This is a genomic window from Deltaproteobacteria bacterium, from assembly GCA_016219225.1.
GTDB lineage: Bacteria > Desulfobacterota > RBG-13-43-22 > RBG-13-43-22 > RBG-13-43-22 > RBG-13-43-22.
The window spans coordinates 1-15,912 of record JACRBX010000097.1 but is presented as its reverse complement, the minus strand read 5'-3'; the positions used below and the strand labels follow the sequence as shown (position 1 = coordinate 15,912).

At 51.8% G+C, this 15,912-nt stretch carries 17 protein-coding genes; 3 read left to right on the top strand and 14 right to left on the bottom strand.

Annotation, left to right across the window (positions count from 1 at the left end):
- Nucleotides 1-42 precede the first annotated feature (42 nt).
- From HY879_08505 to HY879_08490, 4 genes are all read right to left on the bottom strand, one after another.
- Nucleotides 43-861, bottom strand: coding sequence for a DUF169 domain-containing protein (locus tag HY879_08505; protein ID MBI5603385.1), 819 nt, complete (start codon nt 859-861; stop codon nt 43-45).
- 95 nt (nt 862-956) lie between these two features.
- Nucleotides 957-2,111, bottom strand: a complete 1,155-nt coding sequence (locus HY879_08500) for a MaoC family dehydratase N-terminal domain-containing protein (GenBank protein MBI5603384.1) — start codon at nt 2,109-2,111, stop codon at nt 957-959.
- Between the two features lie 195 nt (nt 2,112-2,306).
- On the bottom strand, nt 2,307-3,518 hold the full coding sequence (locus HY879_08495) for a CoA transferase (protein MBI5603383.1): 1,212 nt from the start codon (nt 3,516-3,518) through the stop codon (nt 2,307-2,309).
- A gap of 215 nt (nt 3,519-3,733) precedes the next feature.
- Nucleotides 3,734-4,987: a CoA transferase gene (locus HY879_08490; GenBank protein MBI5603382.1), complete on the bottom strand. Its 1,254-nt coding sequence runs from the start codon at nt 4,985-4,987 to the stop codon at nt 3,734-3,736.
- Between the two features lie 226 nt (nt 4,988-5,213).
- On the opposite strand from HY879_08490, the gene HY879_08485 reads away from it, so the two are divergent.
- The 3 genes from HY879_08485 to HY879_08475 all read left to right on the top strand — a co-directional run bounded on the left by HY879_08485 (nt 5,214) and on the right by HY879_08475 (nt 8,217).
- Nucleotides 5,214-6,188, top strand: a complete 975-nt coding sequence (locus tag HY879_08485; protein ID MBI5603381.1) for a tripartite tricarboxylate transporter substrate binding protein — start codon at nt 5,214-5,216, stop codon at nt 6,186-6,188.
- Nucleotides 6,189-6,271: 83 nt separating this feature from the next.
- Nucleotides 6,272-6,718, top strand: coding sequence for a tripartite tricarboxylate transporter TctB family protein (locus tag HY879_08480; GenBank protein MBI5603380.1), 447 nt, complete (start codon nt 6,272-6,274; stop codon nt 6,716-6,718).
- Nucleotides 6,715-8,217, top strand: coding sequence for a tripartite tricarboxylate transporter permease (locus tag HY879_08475; GenBank protein MBI5603379.1), 1,503 nt, complete (start codon nt 6,715-6,717; stop codon nt 8,215-8,217). Before HY879_08480 ends, HY879_08475 begins: the two co-directional genes overlap by 4 nt.
- 18 nt (nt 8,218-8,235) lie before the next feature.
- On the opposite strand, the gene HY879_08470 is transcribed toward HY879_08475, so the two are convergent.
- The 10 genes from HY879_08470 to HY879_08425 form a co-directional block, all read right to left on the bottom strand.
- Nucleotides 8,236-8,625 (bottom strand): type II toxin-antitoxin system VapC family toxin, encoded by a 390-nt coding sequence (locus HY879_08470; protein ID MBI5603378.1) that lies wholly within the window; start codon nt 8,623-8,625, stop codon nt 8,236-8,238.
- Nucleotides 8,625-8,852, bottom strand: coding sequence for a type II toxin-antitoxin system Phd/YefM family antitoxin (locus HY879_08465; protein MBI5603377.1), 228 nt, complete (start codon nt 8,850-8,852; stop codon nt 8,625-8,627). The genes HY879_08470 and HY879_08465 overlap by 1 nt, the downstream gene beginning before the upstream one ends.
- A gap of 155 nt (nt 8,853-9,007) precedes the next feature.
- Nucleotides 9,008-9,847, bottom strand: a complete 840-nt coding sequence (locus tag HY879_08460; GenBank protein ID MBI5603376.1) for an alpha/beta hydrolase — start codon at nt 9,845-9,847, stop codon at nt 9,008-9,010.
- 7 nt (nt 9,848-9,854) lie between these two features.
- Nucleotides 9,855-10,958 carry a branched-chain amino acid ABC transporter permease gene (locus tag HY879_08455; GenBank protein ID MBI5603375.1) on the bottom strand — a complete coding sequence of 368 codons (1,104 nt, stop codon included), beginning with the start codon at nt 10,956-10,958 and terminating at the stop codon, nt 9,855-9,857.
- A gap of 1 nt (nt 10,959) precedes the next feature.
- Nucleotides 10,960-11,946, bottom strand: coding sequence for a branched-chain amino acid ABC transporter permease (locus HY879_08450; protein MBI5603374.1), 987 nt, complete (start codon nt 11,944-11,946; stop codon nt 10,960-10,962).
- A gap of 14 nt (nt 11,947-11,960) precedes the next feature.
- Nucleotides 11,961-12,749, bottom strand: a complete 789-nt coding sequence (locus HY879_08445) for an ABC transporter ATP-binding protein (GenBank protein MBI5603373.1) — start codon at nt 12,747-12,749, stop codon at nt 11,961-11,963.
- A complete protein-coding gene (locus tag HY879_08440; protein MBI5603372.1) occupies nt 12,673-13,440 on the bottom strand; it encodes an ABC transporter ATP-binding protein in 768 nt (255 codons plus the stop codon). Before HY879_08440 ends, HY879_08445 begins: the two co-directional genes overlap by 77 nt.
- Before the next feature lie 3 nt (nt 13,441-13,443).
- Nucleotides 13,444-14,640, bottom strand: a complete 1,197-nt coding sequence (locus tag HY879_08435; GenBank protein ID MBI5603371.1) for a substrate-binding domain-containing protein — start codon at nt 14,638-14,640, stop codon at nt 13,444-13,446.
- A 231-nt stretch (nt 14,641-14,871) separates the two neighbouring features.
- Nucleotides 14,872-15,585: a Crp/Fnr family transcriptional regulator gene (locus tag HY879_08430; GenBank protein MBI5603370.1), complete on the bottom strand. Its 714-nt coding sequence runs from the start codon at nt 15,583-15,585 to the stop codon at nt 14,872-14,874.
- A 29-nt stretch (nt 15,586-15,614) separates the two neighbouring features.
- Nucleotides 15,615-15,881 (bottom strand): S24/S26 family peptidase, encoded by a 267-nt coding sequence (locus HY879_08425; GenBank protein MBI5603369.1) that lies wholly within the window; start codon nt 15,879-15,881, stop codon nt 15,615-15,617.
- Between the last annotated feature and the right edge of the window lie 31 nt (nt 15,882-15,912).

The following is a 15,912-nucleotide window of genomic DNA, read 5'->3' as shown; positions in this document are numbered from 1 at the left end:
TTTTTTTATCATTTTAAGACCCTGGCTACAACCGCCTTTTTTCTATCCGGAAGGGGGCAAGGCGGCCAATTCTCCGGAGTTCTGAGGAATCTGCTCGACCTGTAAATATCCCAGGAGATCTTTATAGGTGTCGGGCAATTCTATCTGGGATTTAAGATAGCTGGGGGTCGGGTATCTCATGCCGGCCCGATAGGTTTCTTCCAGTCCCCTTAAAATCGCCTCCATCCGGCCCATGGGAATGGAGAAACAGACCTCATGGTCCTGGGTGGCTGCGAATATCCTGTCCCCGGCTCCGGAAAGGACAAATTGACATTCATCGGTCAGGAGGGTTTTCGATATATAGGTTCCGCAACCGGCTGCCCCGTAGCTGGAAGAAACAACCGGGTCCCCGGTCAAATAAATACAACTTTGGACCAGCCGCATCGCCTGTGCCGGATTGCCATAGACTATAACCAAGTGGGGTTCAAAGTCGGCGGTATTCAGGGGGGCCGAGATCAGAAATTTATATTTCCCCCATTCCAATTTGGGAAGATTCCGGGCGATTTTGGCCCGGGCCTCCCTGGTTCTCACCCAATAGGGGACCTCGATAGTGCCGTCTAAAAATTTTGGTTTCGGAGGGACGAACCCCAGGGCCACGGCCCCAAGGGGGCAGCTCATGTCCTCCCTCCCCTGGACAACCCTCCATCCGTAGCGCCGGGAAAGGGAAATGCCCTGGCATACCGGCATGGGCATTCCACTGGATTTTTTTAACCCTCCATCCCCGGTGAGTTCCTGCTCGGATTCCAACATCCTGACCGCCACCGGGAAGGTCGACAACCGTAAATAGCGATTGAGTTTGTTATCCATCTCAATAAAGTTCATCAAAGCTTATCCTCCTGTAGGCGTTTAAAAACAGAAGATTTAGTGCGAAAATAACGTTCGTCGTTTAGCGTTCGGCGTTCGTCGAAAACCTATTTTCATGCTTCGTGGCGTCCCCTGGGGCATGAATGCTTAGAGGGGAGCTGCACCACGGCCTGGCCTGTAGTGGTGATCTCCCCGTGCTGGTTTTTGCAAAAAAGATCCAAATCCACCAGACAGCCTTCTGCCTCTTGCCTTTTCCCAATAACCTTTCCATGACACCAGGTCGTATCCCCAAATCGTACCAGGCCCTTGAGACGGGCCGCCAGTTTTTTCAGAAAACCGAAATCACTCATCCAGTTGGTAATCAGATGGCCCAGCCAACTGACCCGTTGAAAACCCAAATCCAGGGGAAGGGAGGAGCCCATCAGAATCCTGGCCGCCGAAGGCCAAAAATGAGAATTGGCAATCGGCTCAGGACTCCCCGAATCCGGATCAATATAGGAAAGACCGGGGTTGGCCCGCAAGTGCAGCAATTTCGGACCATGGGCCAATTCGATGCGGTGCCAGCCGGTCCCTATGGCCCAGGCCACCATATCGGAAATAGACAACGGTCCTTTGACCACCGGTTTCAACGTCTCACCCAATTTTACTTCTTCGAAAAATCTGGGAATGTTCCCTCTGATCTCTTCAGCTTCAACAGCCGCATAGATTTTCTTTAACGCATCTTCACTGTAGGGCTGAGATCCTTTTTGGGCCGGCTCGTTAGACGTCTCATTGCGTTTGCTTTGACCCGGCTTTATTTCCGTACGCATCATATTCCATTGGCATTGTCCGACGGCTTCCCCCCTTTGATCGGAATAACGCAGAATGCCGGATTGTAATAAACGGCGCCGGCCGTTATTATCCGGCAACTCTTTAAGCTCCAGGAGCCTATTGGTCACGGAAAATCGATCATTGATCCGGATCGGTTTAAACCATTCCCATTCAGAACCCACAAAGGTTGAAATCAAACCAGGAAGTCCGATAATGGCCTGACCTTCAGATACGGCGTTCAAAAAGAACGGCGGGGCAATGATGCCGCCATAAGGGCTCTTTTGGGCATAGTCTTCATCCCGCCAGAGGGGATTGGGGTCACCCAGCCCGTTGGCGAAGTGTCTGATGGCATCCCTGGTGGCCCATTCGTTCCCCTGTGGGGGGCGGATGATCTTCCCCACCTTGTCCCGGTTATATTTTTCAATCCCCTTGTCGATAATCTCTTTCAGATCCGTCATGCTGCTCCTGTGATTTAGTTCGAAAATAGAAAAATTCAGGCTATAGGCACGAGGCTATAGGCCATAGGCGAATAATAACCCATAAACCCGTTTAACCTTGCCCATCGCCCATCGCCCCTAAAAAATATTTTTATGCTTCGTGGTGTCCCCAAGGGGTATAAGGGTTTAATACAGATACATGCTGTCTGGGGATGATTACTCGAAGACCCCTTCAGCCGAATACTTCTTGAATTCCTGGTCGGAAAGTCCAAGGATATTTTTACAAATATATTCGGTATGTTCTCCCAGACAGGGAGAACGAAAAATTTCCTGGGGGGCATTGGAGAATTCAATGGAATGGGGGGCATAATCAACGGCCCCCATTTCCGGATGCTCCAGCCTTCGGTAATAATGGGTGTATGTTAACTGGGGATCATGCCCCAGGTCCTGGCCGTTATTAGCCACCCCGGCCGGAACGCCATGGCTTTGCATTTGAACCATGACCCATTCCGCTTCCCGCTGCCGGGTCCATTCTTCAATTAACCGGTTTAATTCCCCTTCGTTTTGCTTCCGTTCCGACAGGGAGGCAAATTCAGGTCTTTTCGTCCAGGGCAGATGGTCCAGGGCCTCACAGAACCCCTGCCACTCTTCTTCGTTAAAAACGCTGAGAGCACACCACCGGTCGTTCCCTTTGCAGGGAAAAACGCCGTGTGGCGCTGCACGATTTGATGTGTTGCCGGAACGGATGGCGGTTCGTTGATTGGCTCCATACTCCAGAAGGGCTGGGGAGACGAACTGCACACTGGCCTCAAGCTGGGCCGCATCAATGAAGGTCCCTTTACCGGTCCGCCTCCGGTACTCCAGGGCGCTTACCAGGGCCAGGAGGTTCAACCGGGGGACCAGATAATCGGTGTAGGAGCCATAGGGGCCGGTAGGGGGCCGATCCGGCCAGCCACACAGGTAGGTCAGACCGCTTATGGCCGTCAGGGGGACACCATAGCCGGGCATGGACCTCAAGGGACCGGTCTGCCCGTACATACAGGAACTCAACATGATAATATCCGGCTTGACCTGTTTTAAATCCTCATAGCCTAATCCATAGCGATCCATGACCCCGGCGGTATAGCTATCCAGCACGCAATCACTTTCGGCCACCAGTTTTTTGGCAATATTCACCCCCTCGGGATGTTTCAGGTTCAAGGCCAGGCTGTACTTGTTGGCATTTTCCCGGCCGAAAAAGAGTGAATTGTCCAGGTCCACCCGGTCATCTTTATAAGGGGTCATGGTCCGGATGATATCCGGCCGGGTTTTGGTCTCTATCTTAATGACCTCGGCCCCGTAACCCCCGGCCCAACTGGTGGTCAAGGGACCCACCACGGCCCAACCGAATTCGATGATACGAATGCCTTCCAGAATTTTATTATTCATCCATTGCACCCTATAAAATAGCTGAAAGCTGAAAGCTCAAAGCTCAAAGGAAAAACCCCTTAAGCATGAAAATACCGCCCCTACGAAGCCCCAACAGAGGCCAAAGTGGTTAAAAATCTATTTTCGTACTAAACCCTTATGTCCGGGGGGAGCACCACGGATCATGGGAATGCTGTTTCTTTTAAATCCGAAATCCGAAATCTAAAATCCAAAATCTAAATAACCCCCTCCGCCTTTAACCGCACCAGATCTTCTCCCGATAGCCCGAGTTCATTTACATAGATTTCCTCGTTGTGTTCCCCGATCAAAGGGGCCCGTCCCCTGACCTGGCAAAGTTCCCCTTCCACTTTGATAAAAGGCCCGGGATAATCCAGGGTATCCTCAAGATGGGTATGTGCGACCCTGGCCCAAAAATTTCTTTCCTTGAGCTGCTGGTCGTTCAGCACCCCATGGGCATCATTAACCGGATAGACCATGACCCGTCTTTTTATGCCGCCTTCCCAAAGTTCTTTCTTGGTGCGGCCTTTGAAAAATTCGGCGATCGGTCCGACAATGTGACGGTCAATGTCTTCTTGAAGGGTTGTTCCAATATCAAATTTAGGCCAATCCATGGCCTTCATGACTTCACTGGCCAGACCTTCTTCATCCAACCATTGAGTGAGGGCCGGATTACTCACGGCACCCATGGCGCCTCCGAATAAATAGAAGGCCACATAGCCGTCCTTACAGGACCAGATGAGAGGGGTCTTCGTACCAAGAGGGGGAATTCTCAAGGCGCTTCCGGGCCTTCTCAGGATTTTGCCCCGGGCGTCCCAGAGGATGTGGGCCGTATAGGCCACACGTTCCATGGCCTTGAGAATCGATACCTGAACCTGCTGCCCTTTCCCCGATCGACCCCGATGGAAGAGGGCCATGACCGTGCCGGCGGCCCCGTCGGCACCGGCGTGCAGGTATGATTGTTCCAGGCTTATCCTGACCGGAGGCCGGTCCGGATCCCCGCAGATAAAGAGCAGGCCCGATAAGGCCCAGAGGATAAGATCCGATCCTTTATAATCCCGGTAAGGTCCCTTATCTCCGAAAGGGGTGATGGAAGTCATGATCAGGTCGGATTTTATCAGGCATAACGCTTTGTAGCCGAGTTCCAGGCCATCCAGTGTGCCGGGTGGAAAGGATTCCAGAACACAGTCCGCACCTTTGACCAATTCCCGGAAAATTTCTTTTCCTTTGGGTCGAGTGATATCCAGGGTGATCCCCTTCTTGCCGGTGTTCAAGGAAAACCAGAAAAGACTTTTTTCGGGATCCTGGATATCATGATAGAAGGGACCGATATTCCGGGCCGGATCCCCACCGGGTTTTTCGATCTTGATCACCTTGGCCCCGAGATCCCTGAGGAACTTACCGCAGATCAGTCCCTTTTCATCGGTCAAATCCAGGATGCGATAGGGGCTGAGAAAACTTTGCTCTTTCATTTTTTGAAACCGCTCAATTCTTTAATCGTGATTCTTAGAATTTATGTCTAACGTCAGCATGCACAATTTAAACCATTCTTTTTTGTCCTTCTATGATCTGCATCATAGAAGTTTAATTAAAGGAGAGGATAAAATAGGAACCAATCTTCGACGAATTTTTTTTCTTATGGGACCGTTAATTATTTTGACTCGTTCATACGGAGTCGTTAAAAAAAGGAGAAGGCCTATGAAAAGAACATTCAGGATGATCATCGCCGGTGTTATTGCCCTCTTTTCCCTTTCGGGACTCCTTTATGGTGAATCTCCCAAATTCCCTGCCAAACCAATCACCATAATCGTTCCGGCGCCACCGGGGGGGACCGCAGATATTTCCATGCGAATTATTGCCCACAAATTGAATGAAAATCTTGGCCAACAGATCATCATCGACAACCGACCCGGTGCCGGAGGGATGATTGCCTCCCAATTAGTGGCCAAGGCTGGGCCCGATGGCTATACGGTTCTGATGAATTACACCAGTCACGCCATCAACCCCTACCTGTATAAAAAATTAACCTATGACAGCCTTAAGGACTTTGCCCCGGTTACCTTGCTGGGCCTCACCCCATTGGTCCTGGTGGTCCATCCGAGTGTTCCGGTGAAAACCATTCCGGAATTTCTGGCCTATGCCAAGGCCCACCCGGGTAAACTGAACTACGGCTCAGCGGCCATCGGAGGTGCATCGCATCTGGGTGGGGAATTACTTAAGATGAAAGCGGGAATCGACATCGTTCATATCCCTTACAAAGGTGGAGCGGCTGCGGCCGCTGATCTGATCACCGGACAGATCCAGATGCTGTTCGACAGCCTGCTGCCGCTTCAGCCGCACATCAAGGCGGGGAAAGTTCGTGCCCTGGGGGTTACCAGTGCCAAACGGATGGAGATTGCGCCGGATTTGCCGGCCCTGGCCGAAACCGTTCCCGGTTTTGAATCATCGGCCTGGTTCGGGATCCTGGCGCCGGCCTCTACTCCGCGGGAACTGGTGGCCAGATTGAACGCCGAATTTCTTAAGGTCTTACGGACACCGGAAATCAAGCAAAAACTCACTAAACAGGGATTTGTAGTAGTCGGAAACGCACCGGAGGAATACGGCGCCTTTTTGAAATCCGAAATGGATAAATGGTCCAAGGTGATCCAGGCCGCCGGGATCAAAGCGGAATAACAATACGTAGAATTCAGAAGTCAGAATTCAACATAAAACACCTTGACTCCTGGTTCTTATTTGCATAAATAGGGGAGGACCAGATGGTTATCCTTAAAAACAAGCAGGATTTTCTGGCCGGTTTGATTTTCGTTATTATTGGTGTCCTTGGGATTTTGTTGGGATGGACATTAACTGTCGGCACCATCACGCGCATGGGGCCGGGTTTTTTACCCAGACTCCTGTCCTATTCCATGGTTTTTATCGGACTGATAATCAGTCTCAAATCCATCCGGTTCGGCGAGAGTACCCTTGAGCGGTGGAAATGGAGGCCCATGGCCTCCATTTTCGGTGGCATTCTGGCCTTTGCTTTTTTGATTTCCCGGGGAGGTCTGGTTCTGTCGATTATATTGGTGACTATCCTTTCCTCTTTTGGCACCCACGAAATCCGCTGGCATCAAACCCTGTTTTTGAGCACCTTTATGGCCGGACTGTCTGTTTTGTTGTTTATCTATCTGCTTGGTTTACCCTTGCAGGTGTGGCCGTCATGACACAAATCTTTGACTCCCTTCTCCTTGGATTCTCTGCGGTACTGGTCCCGGCCAATCTGCTGTTCTGTCTGGTTGGTGCCCTGATCGGCACCTTAATCGGCGTGCTCCCCGGTCTCGGGCCGGTGGCTACCATTGCCATGTTGCTGCCCATCACCTTCGGTTTGACCCCCCTTTCGGCCCTGATCATGCTGGCCGGCATCTACTATGGTGCCCAGTACGGAGGCTCCACCACCTCCATTCTCGTCAACCTGCCCGGAGAGGCCTCTTCCGTGGTGACCTGCATCGACGGCCATCGAATGGCCCAACAGGGGCGGGCCGGTGCGGCCCTGGCCATTGCCGCTTTGGGGTCGTTTTTTGCCGGGTCGGTGGCGACCCTATTGATCGCCCTCTTCGGCCCGGCCCTGGCCAGCTTTTCCCAGAAATTTTCCTCCCCAGAATATTTTTCTCTCATGGTGTTGGGACTCATATCGGCCATTGTGTTGGCCCATGGGTCGGTCATCAAGGCCGTGGCCATGATTCTTTTCGGTTTGTTTCTGGGTTTGATCGGCATGGATCTGAATAGCGGCGTATCCCGTTATACCTTCGGCATTCCTGAATTGACCGACGGTCTCGGCTTTGTACCTATTGCCATGGGGGTCTTCGGCCTGGCTGAAATCATTTTGAACCTGGAAAAAGGACAGGACCGCAGGGTTGTATCATCCAAGATTCGTGGCCTCTGGCCGTCCAGGAAGGACTTTAAGGAATCCTGGGCGCCGGTGGTTCGAGGGACCTTTCTGGGTTCCATCCTCGGGGTCTTGCCGGGGGGAGGGGCCGTGCTCAGTTCCTTCGCCTCTTATACCCTGGAGAAACGTTTATCCAAAAAGCCCTTCCGGTTCGGTCAGGGCGCCATCGAAGGGGTGGCCGGGCCGGAATCAGCCAACAATGCGGCCTCCCAGACCTCCTTTATCCCCCTGCTGACCCTCGGCCTGCCCTCCAATGCGGTCATGGCCTTGATGATGGGGGCCATGATCATCCAGGGCATAGCCCCCGGCCCCGGTGTTATGCAGGAACGGCCGGAGTTGTTTTGGGGGATGGTGGCCAGCATGTGGATCGGAAATCTGATGCTGGTCGTCATTAATCTCCCCTTGATCGGGCTTTGGGTAAGCCTGCTCAAGGTGCCTTACCGCTATCTTTTCCCGGCCATCCTGGTTTTTTGCTGCATCGGGGTCTACACCCTCAACAACAGCACCGCTGAAGTGGTGATCATGGTCATTTTCGGGTTTCTCGGATATGTCTTTGCCAAGACCGGCTGCGAGGGGGCGCCCTTTTTACTCGGCTTTATTTTGGGTCCGCTTATGGAGGAAAATTTGCGGCGGGCCATGCTGATCTCGCGAGGCGATCCGATGGTTTTCCTGACCCGGCCCATAAGCGCCGTTTTACTTACCCTTTCGGCCCTGCTGCTTTTCCTGGTGATCTTTCCGGCTATACGGAAAAAAAGGGAGGAGGCTTTTCAGGAATAATTGCCGGCTTCTACCTTCTCACCAGAGAAGCTTCACCGTGTAGTCGGCAAAGACATTGTCGGCCGATACAATCGTCAGCTTATCCGTCATCGCTTGTGCGATCAACAGACGATCAAAGGGATCGCGATGGTTAAAGGGCAGCTTCTCCACCTTTGCCGCATGTCTCAGCTCGATGTTCAACAGTCTAAAGCCGTTTGCCGCCAGTTGTTCCGTCACAAATCTCTCAACAGGTTTTGCCAGGCGAAGCTTACCGAGACTCGATTTTATGGCCATCTCCCAGCAACTGGCCAGGCTGAGAAAGCAGGCGTTGTCCGAATCGGCAATCGCCAGACGGGCTGCCGACGTCAGTTCGGGAGAGTCGTTAACCCACCAGAGGAATACATGCGTATCCAGGAGAAGTCGAGCCATCAGATATATTCCTTGAAATCCGCAGGCACGTCATCAAAGTCCGGGGAGATAGACAGGATCTGCCCTTTGGCTGAACCGGGCTTTCGCGCCTTTTTTACCCCCGTTACCGGTGAAAGCCTTATGATCGGTTTGTTGTCCCGTGCGATTACAATCTCTTCCCCCAGCAAGGCCAGCTTTACGAGTTCGGAAAAATGGGATTTTGCTTCTGCAATATTATACTGTTTCATGCCATCCCCCCATGTTGGTCATAATAGATGACTATATCTTTGATGTCAAGCCGGATCTGCCTCCCTTCATTTTCAGGCAACATGTCTATTAATTTCTCCGAAGTCCGAAATTTAAAATATCCCCGAATATCTTTGGTTAGATTTTTTCAGAAATATCAGGACTCCAGAAATTCCAGAATGGCCCGGTCCCGTATCGGGTTGGGTTGAAACAGGATGGAATAGTGGTTGGTCCCTGCCAGATCCAGACAGCGAACGTTTGGTATGGTCCGGACCATGGGTTCTAATATTTCATCAGGCAGCACCAGGTCGTCTTCTGTCACCATCCCCTGGGTGGCCCGCAAAATCAGAACCGGCGATGACAGCTTGGGATAAAATTGAGAAGGGTCGATGGTTCTTATGTTGTACAGTTCTTCCATGATGTGTTCCCCTTTGATCCGCGGACTGATGCCTCCGGCCACCTCCTCGACTTCATACCGGGCATAGGTGTTAAGATCAGGATTCCAGGGCTGAAAAAAGGGGATTTGTTTTAAAGAAGAAAGGTAGGATTCCCAATCGGGGAAAACCTTTCCCAGACGATCCAGGGAGGGCTTGATCCCATTAAAGACCTTGGCCCTTTGTGCTTCAGAGAGTTTTCCGCCGCCGTCCAGTAGGATCAGCCGTTCAACCCTTTGGGGATAGATAGCGGCCAGGGCCAGGGCGATGAAGGCACCCAGGGAGTGTCCTGCGATCACCGGGCATTCCAGCCTTAAATCATCCAGCAAGGCCACCATATCGGCAACATGATGATTCAAAGCGTATCCGGTGGAAGGTTTGTCCGAAAGCCCCCGGCCCCGGAGATCCACGGCGATGATCTGATGGCGGGGGGTTAAACTGGAGGCCAGATGGTCCCAGCAACGGCAATTGGCCGTAAGACCATGAAGGCATAGAATGGTTTTCCCTTTCCCCTTCCAAAGGGCCGTCTGGATCTGAAGGCCATCCCCCCTGGCCTTGGCCATTTGGGGGCTACCCAATTTCCTCGTTCCTTTTTTTATGAACGAACTCCTGGGCCGTCCCGACTAATCCTTTGGGAAAGAAATAGACGATCAGGATGAAAAGCAGTCCGAAATAAAAAAGCCAGCGCTCCGATAACCGGACGGCTAAAGGAACACCGGGCAGCAGAGCCGCAACGAGTCCCTGGACCTTTGGCAGAAAAGCCCGCATAACCATTAAAAAGGAGGCTCCGAAAATTCCTCCATAGAGTGTCCCCATACCCCCGACAATGACCATGAGGAGCACATCCAGCATAATAGGGACCCCCAGGGTGGATTCGGGGCTGACGAACCCGACCCAGATGGCAAAACACCCCCCCGCAACCGAAGCGACACAACTGGCAAAAGAAGAAGCCATGATATGAAAAAGGTAGGTCTTATAGCCTAAAGCAATGGAGCGTTGTTCATTGTCCCGAATGGACTTAAGTACCCGGCCGAAGGGGGAATGGACAAAACGGAGCATCAAAAGAAAGAGGATCAGGGCAACCAGGAGGATCAGGTAATAGCTTATGATGCGGCCCGTAACCTCCAGGCCTAAAAACCGGCCCAGGCTGTAATCGATGGCCAGGATGCCGGGAAGCTTAAAGCTGAGGCCGTCATCCCCGCCGGTCAGGAACCGTAACTGGCTGGAGAGGATAAAGACAAACTCCAAAAAGGCCAGGGTAACCATGGCAAAGAAAATAGTCCGTATACGGAGGGAAAAAAACCCGATAAATACGGATAGAACCCCTGATAACACTACACCGATCAAGACGGCCAGAGCCAGATGGCCATAGGAACTCAAACCGAACTTCCCCATGAAGATGCCTACCAGATAGGCCCCGATTCCAAAGTATAGAGTATGGCCCAGCGAGGCGATTCCGGTATATCCGATGAGTATATCATAACTGGCGACCAGGGCCGAAAAGACAATGATCTTGAGGATCACATCCAGTATCTCAAAAGAGTGAAACAGGAAAGGTACGGACAAAAAAAAGGCCAACAGAAAGAGTTTAAGATAAAAGACGGACCCGCTGGTCCTTTCGGCCCTTTCGCGCAAACGGTATTCCTGAACAGGCGTCAAATGGATTTTTTCCAAATCAGGTTCCCTCCGAAAATAACCCGGTCGGCTTGATCAATAAAACAACGATTAAAAGGATCATGGTAATGCCTAAAGACCCTTTAGGGATCAGGTAAGCTACGTAATTGTACGAAAGCCCGACAATCAAAGCGCCGACCACCGAACCGGTCATACTGCCCAGGCCCCCAATGATGGCGATGACCAGGGCGAAAATGATCACTTCTCCCCCCATGGCCGGGTGAATGGATTTGACGAAAGTGGCCCACATGCCGCCGCCAATGGCGGCCAGGGCCGATCCGGCAGCAAATACGCCGGTAAAATACCGGTAAATATTATGCCCCATAGCCTGAACCATCTCCGGTTTTTCCACCCCGGCCCGGACAATCATCCCTAGTTTTGTTTTTTTCAGGATCAGGTGCATGGCCCCGTAAATCAATAGTCCGATGACAATGGCGATCATGGGGTATTTTGAGATGACCACATCGAAAAGATCCCAGGATCCGATGAAGCTCTGGGGTACGGACATGACCTCATCGTCCGGCCCCCAGGTGATGCGAATCAATTCCTCCAGGACGATCATGGTCCCGACGGTGATAAAAATTTGAAACAGATGGTTTCCATAGACGCGACGAATCACCAGTCTCTCAATAATAATCCCCAGGACAGCCACGCTTAATCCGGCTGCCATCAAGGCCAGAAGAAAGATGATCATATTCAAGAAGAAGGAATCCGAAGTGGCCCACCCCGACCATTTGTTGATCCAGAGCATGGCCGTATAACCTACATAGGCCCCCCAGGCGAAAAAGGCCCCGTGGGCAAAATTCAGGACATCCATAAAACCGAAGATCAAAGAGAAGCCCGAAGCCACCAGGAAGAGGAGCATCCCCATGGCCAATCCGGAGATAGTCAAAGTCAGATAGGTCTTGGGTTGGATGAACAAAAGGGGAAGAAGGATCAGGGCCGGCCCGATAAGCCTTGGAATCCATGGTCTGCCAGCAGAGGTCATGCCATACTCTCTTTCTAAGAAGTCTTTGAAATCCCCAAATATTTCTTTTTCAGATCTTCATCCCGGATGATTTCCTCCATGGGACCTTTAAGGACAGTCTTCCCGTCGTCAAACAGACAGAAGGCATTCCCTAAGCGGCTGGCCATATAAAAATTCTGTTCCACCAGGATAATGACCGCTTTTTCTTTAAGTTTATGGATGGCTTCGATCAGGTGTTCGATGATGATCGGGGCTAATCCTTTGGAGGGTTCATCGATCAATAACAGGGCATTGGGGTTGACCAGGGGGCGGGCAATAGCCAGCATTTGCTTTTGTCCGCCGCTCAAAACTCCGGCCTTGGCCCTCCAGAATTTTTTGAGATCCGGGAAGATTTCCAGGATGGACTCCAGTCTCTGCCAGGAGGTTTCATCTTCCCCAAGCATGGCCACCCGGAAGTTCTCTTCCACCGTCAGATGATCGAAAAGGCCGCGATCTTCGGGAACAAACCCTATTCCCAGCCGGGCGACTTGAAAAGGCTTCAGATGATCAATCGGTTGATTCTTAAAATGAATGGTCCCTTGAGTGGGAGGAACCAACCCCATAATGGTCCGCAGGGTCGTACTCTTGCCGGCCCCGTTTCTTCCCAAAAGCACCGTTATATTCCCCGGATAAATCTCCAGGGAGACACCCTGCAAGACATGATGTTTTCCAATGAAGGTGTGAATCCCCTCCATCCTAAGGATGGGTTCAGGCACTGGCTGGGCCTCCTCCAAAATAGGCTTCCTGGACGATTCGGTTTTGACTGATGACCTCAGGCCGGTCATCGGCAATGAGCCTGCCTTCATGGAGGACGGCAATGGAATCGGAGAGGGCCATCAAGACATCCAGTTTGTGCTCCACCAGAAGAATCGTTTTATCCCGTTTTTCCTTGATCTCCATGAGGAGTTCCAAAATGGAAGGGACTTCTTCCAGGGACATACCGGCCGTAGGTTCATCCAAGAGGAGTACTTCCGGCTCCAGGGCCAGTAGTACGGCGATTTCCAGTTTCCGTTGTTCACCGTGGGTCAGGCTGCTGGCCGGAACATTCCATTTTTTGTCCAATAAAACCATTTCCAGAAGGTGATAGGCCCGGTCTTCACATTCGGAAAAATGGAGATAATTTTTCCAAAAATTGAACCCAAGGTTCCTTTGGGATTGAACGGCCAACCGGACGTTTTCCAGGACCGTCAGGGATAAAAACAAATTGGTAAGCTGGAAAGACCTTCCGATACCCAACTGGGTCCGGACCGCGGGAGAGAGCTGGGTGATATCGCGGCCCTTGAAAAAAACCTTCCCTCCACTGGGAGGATATTGACCGGAAATGATGTTAAAAAAAGTGGTCTTCCCCGCTCCATTCGGCCCGATAATGGATTTGAAGGTCTGCGGAGGGATTTTCAGGGTGACCTGGTTCACCGCCACATGTCCGCCGAACCGGATGGTGAGATCTACCGTTTCTATAATCGAAGTTTGGCGCATGGGCTATTTTTTGACCTGGATGGGTGGTGCGCCTTCTTCCGGAGAAATCTCCCTGACCAGAACCGGCACAGCCCATTCTCTATCCGCCTTGGCTTCGAATCGAAAGATGTACATGGATTGCAGGGCCTGATGGTCTTCCTTTCGGAAAATCATTTTCCCTTTGGGGGTCTGGAACTCCATCCCTTCCATGGTTGATATCAATTTTTCCGTCTGGGTTGATTTGGCTTTTTCCAGGGCCGTCACCACCGCCGTGGCGGCTGCGAATCCTCCACAGGTGAAAAAGTCCGGCGGCTCCTTGAATCGGGCAAGATGCTCCTTGACCAGCCAATTATTCACCGGATTTTTAGGGATCTCGTAATAGTAATAGGCCCCTCCGGTTATCCCCCTTAGACTTTCATAGGCCTTGAGCAGGGGAAGGTAGGTCTTTAAGACCGGAAGGATGTTGGCCCCGGTCGTGATCTTGATTCCATATTTTTCCACCTTCATGCCGCCCAATTGTTCGATGGGGGTATGCTTTCCCGCCCAGTAAGAAAAAATATATTTTTCGCCGGGCTTATCCTTTAAGGCATCGATTATTCTCTGGACCGAGGAAGTGTGGTCGCTTTGGGCCATGGGGCAATATTCTTCATGGATCACCCTGGCCCCCAATTTCTCGGCCGCAGCCTTATAAGCCGAAACGCCGTCCCTCCCAAAGGCATAATCCTGGGCGATGCCGGCCAGATAGACCCCGGGTTTGGCCACGGCCTTGGCATTGGCAATGGCATCCTGCCCGGAGTTTCTGCCGGTCCGGAAGACATAGCGATTCCAGGCACTGCCGGTGATCGAATCGGCCACAGCCGGTTCGATCAACAGGATTTTTTTAAACTCCAGGGCCACCGGGAGCATGGCTAAAGCAGCGGCGCTGCTGGTCGTCCCGATGACCAGATCCACCTTATTGTCCGCATATAATTTGGTGATAAGCCTCTTGGCCACATCGGGCTTCAATTGGTCGTCTTCGACAATCAGCTCAATCTTTCGGCCCAGGACCTCGTTTTTCCCTTTGGTGGCATATTCCAGGCCCATTTTAAAGCCGGTCAGCATCTGTTTGGCATAGGCCTCCAAAGCCCCGGAGAACCCTTGGATGATCCCGATCTTAATGGGAGGTTCCGCCCCGTGAACCGGGGTCCCCAGAGGGACCAGCATCAATGAAACCAGCAACATAATTCTAAGACTTTTTTCCCACATGACGACCTCCTTCTCCTGCTGAACCCCAGACTCCAGGGGGTCCACGAAATATAAAAATGGCCTTTTTAAACTCCGAACTCCGAACTCCGAACGCACAATAAGGGTATTCCCCTGTTTGGGTCTATGATCTAGATCATGCTGAAAGAATTTTATTGGCGGTATTCCTGTAATAAAGAAAGAAGAAGAAAGGGAGGACGGAAACCCGGTCTATGAAAGGCCTTCGCTTAAGACTCGAAGCCGGGCCTCATCGAGGATCGTGACTTTTCCCCGAACCGAGGCGATGATCTTTTCCTTTTGCAGGGAACTTAAGATCCGGATGATCGTCTCGGTGGTGGCTCCGACCATGTCGGCCAGCTCCTGGCGGGTGATGGTAAAGGTCGGGCCGAGTCTGCGGGACAAAGTCAGCATAACCCGGAACAGGCGCTGTTCCACCCTTTCCCCGGCCACATCCCTGAGCCGCCGATTCAATTCCGAAACCCTGGCGGCCAGAACCTTGAGCATTTCCAACATGATTAAGGGGTGACCGAGGATAAAGGAGACAAATTCATTTTTGTTGAATCCTAAGACTTGTGTCGGGACCACGGCCTGCATGGAGCCGGAAGGGGGTCTGTCCCGGAAAATGGAGGTGGGGCCCAAGATCTCACCGGGCCGCAAGTAGGTAATTAAGGTCAGGTCTTTCCCTAAAGAGGAATAAAGGGAAGCCCTTATCTTGCCTTCCACGAGGACATAAAAATATTCGCAACGCTCCTCTTCCTGGAAGAGAAATTCGCCCGACTTCAGGGCGCGTTCAAAAGCAATTTTAGATAGCTCCAGTTGTTCCGATTCATTTAAAATGGAGAAGATCGGCGATTTTTTTAAAATCTGGACTTTTTCTGAAAACTGCATGGTCATACCTCGGGTAACCCAATGAAATAATGACATCAAAGTCCCCTTTTAAAGTTTGGAATACCTTAGGCTTCCTGCAGGTTCCTCCAGCCCCAGACGACCCTGCCGATGATGAGCCGCTTAAGGTCATCGGTCCAGGCAGGTTCGGGAGGAACTTCCCGGTTGTCCGAACTGATAATGAGGGCCTGCGATTGCGCATAAACCCGTTTTACCTGACATTCCCCACCTTTGGTTCTGACCCCATAAATGCGGCCATTCTTGAAATCCATCTTTCCTCGGGGGTCATCCCGATCGATCAGGACGATATCTCCCGGGAAAAGGGTGGGTATCATCGATTCCTCCCCCCGGCCGATTTCGACGGCG

Excerpts from the sequence above, each read along its gene's own strand:
- HY879_08505 (MBI5603385.1), bottom strand. The coding sequence starts at position 861 with ATGAACTTTATTGAGATGGATAACAAACTCAATCGCTATTTACGGTTG.
- HY879_08500 (MBI5603384.1), bottom strand. The coding sequence starts at position 2,111 with ATGACGGATCTGAAAGAGATTATCGACAAGGGGATTGAAAAATATAAC.
- HY879_08495 (MBI5603383.1), bottom strand. The coding sequence starts at position 3,518 with ATGAATAATAAAATTCTGGAAGGCATTCGTATCATCGAATTCGGTTGG.
- HY879_08490 (MBI5603382.1), bottom strand. The coding sequence starts at position 4,987 with ATGAAAGAGCAAAGTTTTCTCAGCCCCTATCGCATCCTGGATTTGACC.
- HY879_08485 (MBI5603381.1), top strand. The coding sequence starts at position 5,214 with ATGAAAAGAACATTCAGGATGATCATCGCCGGTGTTATTGCCCTCTTT.
- HY879_08480 (MBI5603380.1), top strand. The coding sequence starts at position 6,272 with ATGGTTATCCTTAAAAACAAGCAGGATTTTCTGGCCGGTTTGATTTTC.
- HY879_08475 (MBI5603379.1), top strand. The coding sequence starts at position 6,715 with ATGACACAAATCTTTGACTCCCTTCTCCTTGGATTCTCTGCGGTACTG.
- HY879_08470 (MBI5603378.1), bottom strand. The coding sequence starts at position 8,625 with ATGGCTCGACTTCTCCTGGATACGCATGTATTCCTCTGGTGGGTTAAC.
- HY879_08465 (MBI5603377.1), bottom strand. The coding sequence starts at position 8,852 with ATGAAACAGTATAATATTGCAGAAGCAAAATCCCATTTTTCCGAACTC.
- HY879_08460 (MBI5603376.1), bottom strand. The coding sequence starts at position 9,847 with ATGGCCAAGGCCAGGGGGGATGGCCTTCAGATCCAGACGGCCCTTTGG.
- HY879_08450 (MBI5603374.1), bottom strand. The coding sequence starts at position 11,946 with ATGACCTCTGCTGGCAGACCATGGATTCCAAGGCTTATCGGGCCGGCC.
- HY879_08445 (MBI5603373.1), bottom strand. The coding sequence starts at position 12,749 with ATGACCGGCCTGAGGTCATCAGTCAAAACCGAATCGTCCAGGAAGCCT.
- HY879_08440 (MBI5603372.1), bottom strand. The coding sequence starts at position 13,440 with ATGCGCCAAACTTCGATTATAGAAACGGTAGATCTCACCATCCGGTTC.
- HY879_08435 (MBI5603371.1), bottom strand. The coding sequence starts at position 14,640 with ATGTTGCTGGTTTCATTGATGCTGGTCCCTCTGGGGACCCCGGTTCAC.
- HY879_08430 (MBI5603370.1), bottom strand. The coding sequence starts at position 15,585 with ATGTCATTATTTCATTGGGTTACCCGAGGTATGACCATGCAGTTTTCA.
- HY879_08425 (MBI5603369.1), bottom strand. The coding sequence starts at position 15,881 with ATGATACCCACCCTTTTCCCGGGAGATATCGTCCTGATCGATCGGGAT.